Origin of the sequence: Microcoleus sp. B5-D4, assembly GCF_036705145.1 — a bacterium.
Taxonomy (GTDB): domain Bacteria; phylum Cyanobacteriota; class Cyanobacteriia; order Cyanobacteriales; family Microcoleaceae; genus Microcoleus.
This window is the reverse complement of sequence record NZ_JAUBTV010000034.1, coordinates 60565-69449: the sequence shown is the minus strand read 5'-3', so window position 1 is coordinate 69449 and position 8885 is coordinate 60565. Positions and strand designations below refer to the sequence as shown.

The 8885-nt window shown below is 45.1% G+C and carries 3 protein-coding genes and 2 pseudogenes; 2 read left to right on the top strand and 3 right to left on the bottom strand.

What is annotated here, in order from left to right; all coding sequences use genetic code 11:
* Positions 1–443, bottom strand: a pseudogene (locus QUB10_RS17330) (RNA-guided endonuclease TnpB family protein); the annotation flags it as partial.
* Positions 444–676: 233 nt separating this feature from the next.
* Between QUB10_RS17330 and QUB10_RS17325 the strand changes: the two are divergent.
* Positions 677–1069 (top strand): hypothetical protein, encoded by a 393-nt coding sequence (locus QUB10_RS17325; protein ID WP_333203957.1) that lies wholly within the window; start codon positions 677–679, stop codon positions 1067–1069.
* 79 nt (positions 1070–1148) lie between these two features.
* Here the strand turns inward: QUB10_RS17325 and QUB10_RS34270 are convergent.
* A pseudogene (locus QUB10_RS34270) lies at positions 1149–1845 on the bottom strand (IS1 family transposase); the annotation flags it as partial.
* Positions 1846–2048: 203 nt separating this feature from the next.
* Here QUB10_RS34270 and QUB10_RS17320 point away from each other — a divergent pair.
* Positions 2049–7427, top strand: a complete 5379-nt coding sequence (locus tag QUB10_RS17320; RefSeq protein WP_333203955.1) for an AAA family ATPase — start codon at positions 2049–2051, stop codon at positions 7425–7427.
* A 231-nt stretch (positions 7428–7658) separates the two neighbouring features.
* Here the strand turns inward: QUB10_RS17320 and QUB10_RS17315 are convergent.
* A partial coding sequence (locus QUB10_RS17315; RefSeq protein WP_445300774.1) for a calcium-binding protein occupies positions 7659–8885 on the bottom strand: 1227 nt, incomplete at its 5' end.

Genomic DNA, 8885 nt, shown 5'->3' with positions numbered 1-8885 from the left:
CTACGCTGATAGAAATGTAAGTCGCGTGTTCCTTTTAATTTGAGCTTCCCGATTCCCTGCTTGTCGGTAAAAGTGATAGATTTTCGATCGTCTGCCAAACGCCAGCCTGTAGTCTTGTACTCGACGGATCGATTGTCTTTCTGGAATTGCGGGAATCCTTTTTTTCCTGGGACTTTCCTTTTACAGTTGTCGTAGAATCGGGAGATCGCCGACCACGCTCTTTCTGAGCTAGATTGTCGAGCCATGCTATTCAAGTCATCGCAAAACGTCCATTCCTTAGCTAAAACAGCGCTATACTTGTTCAATTCGTATTTATCGACCTTTTCGTTTTCCCTCCAAAACCGCAATGCTTTGTTTCGGATGAACTGCACCGTTCTAATTGCTTCGTTTACAGCGTCAAATTGCTGCTTTTTACCGTATGCTTTGAACTCGAAAACTAACATGACTTCGACCTGATCACGAGAGTCTTATGCTAGCAGCATTGGCTTAACCTTACTCTGATTGTTCACAAAGATTTACATAGCTTCACTCTACAGCGCAATCCTGAAATCTAAGAAAATAGACTGGGAGGCTAAAGCCTCCTTGCCCCTTTCATCCCCGGACTAAAGTCGCGGGGTTTTCAGGATATTATTTATAAGTTACATTAAAATTACTTGCACCTATATCTAAAATTCTTATGCTCGGTAATTTTCAACAAAGCAACCTGCGGATTGAGCTTGAAGCTTCCGAAACAGCGATTAGAGACAGCTTGTTGCGTCCAAGTCAATTGCAGCAGTGGCTGTGGCCACAGCAGTTGTCTAGCGGTTTGCCGGAAGAATTTGCTCAAGGTTTGACCTTTACAAGTTGGCTGGGCCCCGTGGCAGTTCAGCATCACGTTGATATTGTTGAGCACAATTGTCTGCGGCTGTTATTGAGTCAGGGAATTGACGGATTTCACGAGTGGTATTGGGGCGATGGTTGGGTGCAGTCTCGGCTGGAGGGAGTGTCGCTGCTGCCACTGAATTTGGGGCAAACGGCTAGTTTACTCCGGCTGCGGGAGTTTGTTGCGGGGAAGGGTAAGGGGAAGTAGATCAATGACTCTCCAAAATCATGAGAACAAAGTCTGGTAGTCCTGCATACCAACGAAAAATCCTAAACATTTTTAGGGGTAAAGAAACTTTGTAATCATGGATAAAATACCAGAAGATACTCACATGATTGGATATCTTTATAGATAGATGAAAACAAAGTCTTTCTTACCAAACGAGATATCCTTTGCTGAAGGGTGTTATTGAATCTTTCCATATCAGAAGTTTTGCCAGTATCTTCCCCCAGAGATTTGTGTCGCTGGGGAATTTTTTTTGAGCCTGCCCAAAAATCTGTATAATAGACGGCACATTGTCTGTCCACTACTGGGAGGGAATCCCAAAAACCTTTAGCACCCATTTCAACTCGACTTCCTATATACACCCCTAGAATTTCTTTGCTTAAGGCATCAATTGGCCCGCTCTTTCCAGTGCTTGTTCCCCTTATTGCCTAAAAACGACTACATTTCATCACATTGGATCGTTAGCTTGCCTGGTTTTTTTGACTTTACTTGAACTTTCCGGGGGACTCATGCTAATTGTTGAAAAACAAGTATTGGAACCAGCGGGGGGACACCCTCGTGACTTTGACAATCGCGACTCAAGATATTTTTTCTAATAAAAGCTGCTCTCTCAATTTTTTTGTTTTTTCTGAAATCCTTTGATGTCTGGGGTTTTAAACAAACTGCCTGTGACAATATATACATTTAAAGTTTTGCTTAGCGCTGGGGGTGGGACAATTTTTAATGATGTTTGGAGAACCGAAACGGGGAAAATTCATGGAGTGGAAAATTAACAAGGCTTAGATTCGTCCCATGATAAATCCTTACCCTTACTCTGTCAGGCCACCTGAAAGCCACTTCCCTGCCGAAAAACTAAGAGTGTGTTATAAAAACATAATTTGTTCCTTTCTAAAGCGCTATTCTTTACACAACGAACCCGGTGTGTTTTGACGGCGCGTTAATTTTTACCAGAAAAATAAATATGCTGTCCATTCCAGGCATTGCCGTCCAGAAGCTGCTTTACGAAAGTGCCAACTCTCTGGTTTACCGGGCCCTTCGGGAAGCGGATCGCCAACCGCTCATCCTCAAACTGCTCAAAGAAAGCTACCCCACCCCTCAAGAATTGCTACGATACCGCACCGAATACCGCATCACCAGAGAGCTGAAAGAGGCGGGAGTCGTGCAAGTTTATGACTTGCAAAAATACCAAAACAGCCTCGTGATTTTTGTGGAGGACTTTGGCGGGGAATCCTTGAAAATATGGATGCAGCAGCGAAAGTTTAGCCTCAAGGAGTTTCTGCAAATTGCGATCGCAGCCACTGAAACTTTAGGACAAATTCACAACGCAAATATAATTCACAAAGATATTAACCCTTCTAATATAGTATTCAATCCAACGACGGGGCAGCTCAAAATTATCGACTTTGGCATTTCCACTCAGCTAACGCGAGAAATGCCAACCCTGAAAAACCCCAACATTTTAGAAGGAACCCTCGCTTACATCTCGCCGGAACAAACTGGTAGGATGAATCGCTCTATCGATTACCGCACAGACTTTTACTCCCTCGGCGTCACCTTCTACGAATTGCTGACAGGAAAACTGCCTTTTGAGACAGAAGACGCTTTAGAGCTAGTTCACTGCCACATTGCCAGACAACCAGTTCCCCCGCACGAAATCAAGCCAGAAATTCCCCTAATTGTCTCGCAAATTGTCAGCAAGCTGATGGCAAAAAATGCGGAAAATCGCTATCAAACTGCATTGGGTCTCAAGCAGGATTTAGAAATTTGTCTGGTTCAACTACAAGAAACCGAGAGCATAGAAGAATTTGAATTAGGAACACTGGATCTTACAGACCATTTCCTGATTCCCGAAAAGTTATACGGCCGAGAAACTGAAGTTTATAATCTATTAGAAGCCTTTGAAAGAGTTCGTAATGCTAGTGCCGAAATGATGTTAGTAGCTGGCTTTTCCGGCATTGGTAAAACCGCTGTAGTGAATGAAGTCCATAAGCCGATCGCCCGACAGCGTGGCTATTTTATCAAAGGCAAATACGACCAATTTCAACGCAATATTCCCTTTAGTGCATTTGTGCAAGCATTTCGGGAATTGATGGGACAATTATTATCAGAAAGTGACGCTCAGTTACACAGATGGAAAACCCTGATTCTCACCGCAGTAGGCGAGAGTGGGCAAGTATTGATTGACGTAATTCCTGAATTAGAACACATCATTGGCGCTCAAAGTCCTGCACTAGAATTGTCCGGGAGTGCCGCCCAAAATCGCTTCAATCTGCTGATGCAGAAATTTGTGCAAGTATTTACCCAAGCAGAACATCCCTTAGTGATGTTTCTAGATGATTTGCAGTGGGCAGATTCGGCATCGCTGAAATTGCTACAACTATTGATGGAAGATACGGGGCATCTGTTAGTATTGGGTGCTTATCGGGATAATGAGGTATCACCGGCTCATCCGTTTATGTTGACTGTGGATGAGATTGTGAAGTCTGGGGCAGTGGTGAATACGATTACCCTGCAACCGTTGAGTTTAGCAGATCTAAATCAGTTGGTAGCAGATACGCTGATTTGCGATTTATCTTTAGCCGGGCCCTTGACAGAATTGGTTTATCAAAAAACCCAAGGTAATCCATTTTTCTCGACTCAATTCCTCAAGGCATTGTATGAAGATGGTCAAATTATTTTTAACCCCCCTCAATCCCCCCTTACCAAGGGGGGACAGAGGGGGGTACAAGGGGGATGGCAGTGCGATATTAATCAAGTTAAATTTGCCGACGCCTCGGATGTGGTGGAGTTTATGGCGGCGCAATTGCAGAAGTTACCTGCCGAAACTCAGGATGTTCTCAAGTTGGCGGCTTGCATTGGGGCGCAATTTGATTTAGAGACATTGGCAATAGTCAGCGAAGAATTACCAGAACAAACGGCATCAGCACTGTGGAAAGCCTTGCAAGAAGGACTCATTTTATTGATTTCAGAAGGCTATAACTTTATTCAAGCAGATGCTCAATCCCTGAATCAGTCTGTTGCTAATCCCACTTATAAGTTCCTGCACGATCGCGTCCAGCAAGCGGCTTATTCATTGATTCCCGACGAGCAAAAACAAGCCACTCATCTGAAAATAGGACAGTTACTGCTACAAAGTTCTTCCGAGATAGAAATAGAAGAAAAAATATTTGATATTGTCGGGCATTTAAATCAAGGAATTGAGTTAATCAATCAATTAAGTGAACGCTCAGCCTTAGCCCAACTCAACTTAGAAGCTGGACGTAAGGCTAGAAATTCTACCGCCTACGCTGCGGCCAATATCTATCTACAAACGGGGATTGAGCTACTGACACCTCAATGCTGGCAAACTCAATATGAATTGGCGCTAAATCTTTATGTTGCTGCTGCTGAAATTGCCTATTTGAATGGTGATTTTGATGGTATGGAACAGATGGCAGCACTGGTTTTGCAAGAAGCCCAAACAATTTTAGATCGAGTTAAAATTTACGAAATTAAAATTGCCGCTCAGACAGCCCAGAGCAAGGTGTTAGAAACGATCGCAGTAGCAAGAGACGCACTCTTACAATTGGGGATTGAACTTCCTGCCGAACCTGATGAAGCCTTGATTGGCAAAGCGCTACAAGCCCTTGCGGCCCTCCTCGGCGACAGAAAGATTGAGGAATTGGTTGATCTACCTGTGATGACAAATCCACAGACTCAGGCAGCTATGCAACTGTCTGGTATGTTGTTTCCACCCATTTTCCAGGGAATGCCCGGTTTGCTGCCCCTGCTGAGCTCAACGATGGTGAGTTTATCGCTCTCCTTTGGGAATGCGCCCGCATCGACGGTGGGTTATGCGATGCACGGGATGGTGTTGTGTGCCTTTTTCCAAGAGGTGGAAACGGGCTATGGCTTTGGGCTATTGGCACTTTCATTGCTGGATAGGTTGAATGTACCAGAATTCAAGTCCACAGTTCTACTTTTGTTTGGTGGCTGGATTCAGCATCGCCAAGAATCTCTTTTGGCAACGATACCGACGCTGAAAGAGGGCTATAGGTTTGGTATGGAAACGGGCGACTTTGTAGACGCTGGCTACAACATATATATTTGTTTTTATACTCATTTATTCGCTGGTGTAGAACTAGACACTTGGGAACCAGAAATAGCAAGTTATAGGGCGGTAATGGCGCAGTTAAAACAATATTCGGCGCGGATTTATTTGGATATGATTCAGCAGACGGTGCAAAACTTTAGGGAAACCCGTATTCGGCCGGATTTGTTAATAGGCTCTGCCTACGATGAAACGGTGATGATTCCCAAGCACTATCAGGATAATGAATTTACGGCGATCGCCTGTGCCTGCATCTTCAAACTGCTGCTTGCTTACTGCTATGGCAATTATACGGCTGCCCTAGACCACATTTCCCAAGTCAAACAGTATTTGATGGGAGTATCTGGATCGGCTTTTGTTCCAATTTTTCATTTTTATGCAGCCCTGACGCATTTGGCACTTTTTCCCGCACAGCCAGCAATTGAGCAAACTGAAATTATTGCCTTAGTGGAAACCCATCAAAGCACGCTGCAAAAGTGGGCGCAAAACGCTCCGATGAATTATCTGCATAAATGGTATTTAGTGGAAGCAGAACGGCAACGGGTGTTGGGCAATAAAGCCGAGGCGATTGAAATGTACGATCGCGCAATTTCGGGAGCCAAAGAAAACAAATATGTTAATGACGAAGCCCTGGCCAACGAACTAGCAGCCAAATTCTACTCGGAATGGGGCAAAACAAAAGTTGCTCAAGCCTACATATTTGAGGCGTATTATTGTTATGTTGAATGGGGAGCCACTGCTAAGGTAACGGATTTAGAAACGCGATATCCCCACTTATTCGCGGTAACTCAGCCGGGAAGGAAAAACACTCAAACTACCGTAGCAATGACAACGACTGGTTCGGGGAATCACCTAGATATTGCCGCAGTCATGAAGGCTTCTCAGGCGATTTCTGGAGAAATTATGCTAGATAAGCTACTGTCTAGCTTGATGAAAATTTTGATGGAAAATGCAGGGGCGCAACGAGGCTATCTGATTTTGTTAAGCCAGGGACAACTGTTCATTGAAGCTGAAGGAACCATCAATGACGAACTTGTTACCGTGTTGCAGTCAATCCCCGTTGAAACCTGTCAAGAACTTTCCTCTGCAATTGTCAATTATGTGAGTCGCACTCAAGAAAGCGTGGTACTAGATGATGCTGCGCGATCGGGACAATTTACCAACGACGCCCACATCCGAAAGCATCTGCCCAAATCAATTTTATGTGTGCCGCTGATTAACCAATCTCAAATCATTAGTATTGTTTACTTGGAAAATAATCTAACAGCGGGTGCTTTTACCCCTGAAAGAGTGGAACTATTAAAAGTGTTATCTGGACAGGCGGCAATCTCGATTCAAAATTCTAAGCTTTATACAGAAGTACGCAAAAATGAAAGCAGGCTGGCTCAACTCAACAAAGCTTACGAGCGATTTATTCCCCATCAATTCCTCCAGTTTTTAGAGAAATCAAGCATCATTGATGTGGAATTGGGCGACCAAGTGCAGTTAGAAATGTCGGTGTTGTTTTCCGACATTCGCGACTTCACCACGCTTTCGGAAACTATGACGCCGGAGGATAATTTCAAATTTATCAATTCTTATCTTTCTCGCATGGAACCCGTCATTAATGAAAATAAGGGGTTTATCGACAAATATATTGGCGATGCGATTATGGCGCTATTTAGCGGCGAGGCGGATAATGCGGTGAAAGCGGGAATTGCTATGCTGCACCGTCTCGCTGAATACAATGAATACTGCGCTAACGCTGGCTGTGCGCCGATTCAGATTGGGATTGGGATTAATACGGGTTCTTTGATGCTGGGAACTGTGGGAGGGCCAAATCGCATGGACGGGACGGTAATTAGTGATGCCGTTAATTTAGCTTCTCGCGTGGAAAGTTTGACAAAAAATTATGGGGTTTCGCTGTTAATTACCCAGCCAACTTATACGCGCCTGAAAAATCCATCTCAGTACACAATCCGCACTCTAGACACGGTAAAAGTCAAGGGAAAATCCGAAGCTGTGACGATTTATGAGGTGTTTGATGCAGATCCGCCAGAAATTAAACAGACCAAGTTAGCTACGCTGGAATTGTTTGCAGAAGCTAGGGCACTTTACTCGGAAGGGAAGTTATTTGAAGCGGCGCGGCTGTTTTCCGAGTGTTGGCGTCAGAATCCGGGCGATCGCGTTGCTAAAATTTACTGGGAACGCTGTGAGTCTGCATTGGTGACTCGCACAAAAATCAAAGACAGGCTACACAATCTAAATTAAGCGGTTGCTATAGCGATCCTTGCAGGAATCCTACATTTTTTACCCCACCCCAACCCTCCCCGCGAGTTCGGGGAGGGAGTAAGAAATTCACAAATGATGGGAGGATTGCTATATACCTGACCATCAAAGCAAAAGTACGATCGACTGCTGAGACACGCTACAAACTAGGCGATCGCGATCGGGTAGGTATGTTGTGGCGCTTTAGCGCTAAAGCCCAACAACATACGAAGTCTAAAAAGTTACTGCCTCAACTATACTGCTGGCAGTGACTCCTTTCAAGACAGCTAAATATTCCCCTGTTACCTGATACTGAATTATAGTATCGCGAACATTCGCGCCCGTCCCTTGAAAAATATTTAACTGGCTAAAAGCCAGGGCGCTAATTAAATCAATTTTGTCTTGATTTAGGGTGAAATCGTTAATGACATCGGCGGCGGCTAAGTCTGTTCCACCAGTATCGATCGCGATCGCAAACACATCAAAACCCAATCCGCCTGTGAGAGTGTCGGCACCCTTTTCTCCAAATAAGTAGTCATTGCCCCCGTCGCCAAACAATATATCGTCGCCATCGCCTCCGTAAATGCGATCGTTTTCCTTACCTGCGTAAATCAAGTCAATACCGCGATCGCCACTAATAAATTCAATGCCTTGGCCGCCAAAAATAAGGTCATTGCCATCACCGCCGCTGATACCGTCATCACCTTTTTGTCCGTAAAGCAAGTCATCTCCTGCTTTACCATGAAGATAGTCATTGCCGGGGCGTGCGTGGATCATGTCGTTTAATGCCGATCCTGTGAGGCGATCGTCCTTATCTGTCAAACCGATTACTGACTTTTTCAACAAGGTTGTGACATCCCCTAAGTTATCGTTATCGCTGATATTGACTGTGAGAGGGGCGACGAGATTATTATACAATGTGTCATTGCTGGTAGTGGCGTGGCTAATTGGGCTGACACGATCGCCCTCAACAACCGCATCGTCAACCGCAGTCACCGTTACCGTTTGAGCGACATTCCAATTGGCGGGAGTAAAAGTAAGGGCAGGTAGGCTGACAGTAACTTGGCTTTCAGGGGTAATAGCGACGGTGACATTAGCAGTTGGCTGAGTATTTAGTCGCACTTTGTATATATCGCGGCCCAAGCTTTCGAGTACGTCGGTACTGCCAAGTGGTTCAATGAAAATGACAGCGGGAGTACCTAGAGTTGGCGTTGGAGTCGGAGTTGGAGTTGGAGTTGGAGTTGTTGTCGGAGTTGGAGTTGTTGTCGGAGTCGGAGTTGGCGTTGGAGTCGGAGTTGGCGTTGGAGTCGGAGTCGGAGTTGGCGTTGGAGTCGGAGTTGGCGTTGGAGTCGGAGTTGGCGTTGGAGTCGGAGTTGTTGTCGGAGTCGGTGTTGGCGTTGGAGTCGGAGTTGTTGTCGGAGTCGGTGTTGTTGTCGGAGTCGGTGTTGGCGTTGGAGTCGG